The sequence below is a fragment of the Psychrilyobacter sp. genome (genome assembly GCF_049671765.1).
GTDB lineage: Bacteria > Fusobacteriota > Fusobacteriia > Fusobacteriales > Fusobacteriaceae > Psychrilyobacter.
Genome location: NZ_JBATVM010000151.1, coordinates 1 through 2,261 on the forward strand (window position 1 = coordinate 1; position 2,261 = coordinate 2,261).

Here is a 2,261-nt window from a genome sequence, read left to right on the forward strand (position 1 = left end):
AGTTGGGAATGAATGACTTGGGTCTTATTAGATATAAGAAGAATATGTTAAAATAAAAGTAAGAAAATTAGTTTTAGATAGAAAAAATTAAGATAGAAATTTACTTAGGCAAGTCAAAAAGATTTAACCGGGAGGAAAAATATGTTAAAAAATGACAGGGTAAGAAACGGTATTAAACTATTTCTAGATTCCATATTATTAAGTTCAGCTTTTATATTTGCTTTTATGATAAAGTTTGAAGGTGATTGGGAAAAATATTTTAGAATGAGATATGTGGCTCACTTTTTGGTGATTTATATTGTTTTAAATTTGATCTTAAAAATAAATAAAAAAAGCTGGAGATATACCAATTCATTGGATATATTTAATATCATTATGGTTGTAACTTTTTCTAATATGATCTATGTATTGGCTATAGTATTTTTGGAAATAGCAAAATTTCCTATAAGTTTATTTTCTCTTATGGTTATATTTGAGATGATATTTTTACTTATTGGAAGATTTGCCTTTAGAGTTCATAGGACATTAGAAAGTATGCAATTTGGGAAAAAAAATAAAACTGAAAGAAAAAAAGCATTGATAGTAGGAGCTGGAGAAGCTGGAGAAGGATTACTTCGAGAAAGCCTTAAAAATCCACATCTAAAATTAGAAATAATAGGGGTGGTGGATGATGATCCTAAAAAGAAAAACATGGTACTTTATGGAAAAAAAGTTTTAGGAAACAGATTTGATATTCCAAGATTGATAGGTGAATTTAATATAGATGAAGTTATAATAGCTATACCTTCAATGAGGAGTAAGCAGATCAAAGAGGTGTATAAATTAATAGATACTGAGAAAGTAACAATTAAAATACTACCTAGTTATGATGAAATATTAGAAGGTGGATCTTTTTTAAATCAAGTTAGAGATGTAAGGGTAGAAGATTTGTTAGGTAGACAGATAATAAAGGTGAACAGTAGAAATATAGCCCGTGGTATAGAGGGTAAGGTGATATTTATAACTGGAGGATCAGGTTCTATCGGTTCAGAATTATCCAGACAGATAGCAAAATACAACCCTAAAAAATTAATAAATATAGATTTAAATGAAAATTCAATATATTTTTTAGAGCTAGAATTGAAGAGAAAATATAAAGATCTTGAAATTATAAGTGAGATAGGAAATGTAAGGGAATATGAGAAGATGGAGTATTTATTTAAAAAATATAAACCAGAAATAGTATTTCACGCAGCAGCTCACAAACACGTTCCTCTCATGGAACATAACCCAGAGGAAGCAATTAAAAATAATGTGTTTGGAACTAAAAACATAATTGATCTAGCTGATATTTATAATGCTGAAAGATTTATTTTGGTCTCTACAGACAAAGCAGTAAATCCAACTAACATTATGGGTGCTACCAAGAGAACAGCTGAACTATTAGTTGAGGAAAAAAATAAAATCAGTAAAACAAAATTTATGGCAACTAGATTTGGAAATGTATTAGGGAGCAGTGGAAGTGTAATTCCATTATTTAAAAAATTGATAGAGGAAAAGAAAAATATAACTGTAACTCACCCAGAGATCACTAGGTATTTTATGACAATACCAGAAGCAGCAAGTCTAGTAATAGAAGCTGGAACAATGAGTAAAGGTGGAGAAGTATTTATATTAGATATGGGGGAACCTGTAAAAATAATGGATCTGGCTAAAAACCTTATAAAACTATCTGGGTTAACACTGGGTGAAGATATAGATATAGAGATCACAGGGCTTAGGCCAGGTGAAAAACTGTATGAGGAACTACTCTATGATGTAAATAGTGCAGAGAAGACGGAAAATAAAAAGATATTTATAGGAAAACTTCATGATGAAGATGAAGTGGGAAATTTAAAATATTTAGAAGAACTAAAAGGTATATTGAAGGCACATGAATATGAAAAGTTAAAAGGAGTAATGAAGAAGGTCGTTATTACTTTTAAGGAGCCAGAAGAAGTTAATAGGAAGGTAAAATATTCTTCTATAGTTGGTTCTTCGATAGAAGAAGTTAGAGTAAGAAAAGAGAAATTAGTTGTTAGTTAAAAGTGATTTTAAAGACTTGGACACGGAGATGCACAGAAGAAAAAATAAAGTTCCAAAGTTTCCGTCTTTGATACGGGTTCATTTACTTTTTATCTGAAAAAGAAACGAACCAAAGAAAAGCAAACTTTTTCTAAATGATGTTATAGAGTGAGACCATGGATTCCCGTTTCTTAGTGGGATACCTGACGGGCATAATG

1 protein-coding gene is annotated in these 2,261 nt (G+C 30.0%); it reads left to right on the top strand.

The genetic code is table 11. The features are described from left to right. The first annotated feature begins 141 nt into the window (after positions 1 to 141). Positions 142 to 2,064, top strand: a complete 1,923-nt coding sequence (locus tag WBG30_RS07200; RefSeq protein WP_424503964.1) for a polysaccharide biosynthesis protein — start codon at positions 142 to 144, stop codon at positions 2,062 to 2,064. Positions 2,065 to 2,261 lie beyond the last annotated feature (197 nt).

Bases quoted from the DNA above. Each gene is read 5' to 3' on its own strand.
- WBG30_RS07200 (WP_424503964.1), top strand. From the start codon at position 142: ATGTTAAAAAATGACAGGGTAAGAAACGGTATTAAACTATTTCTAGAT.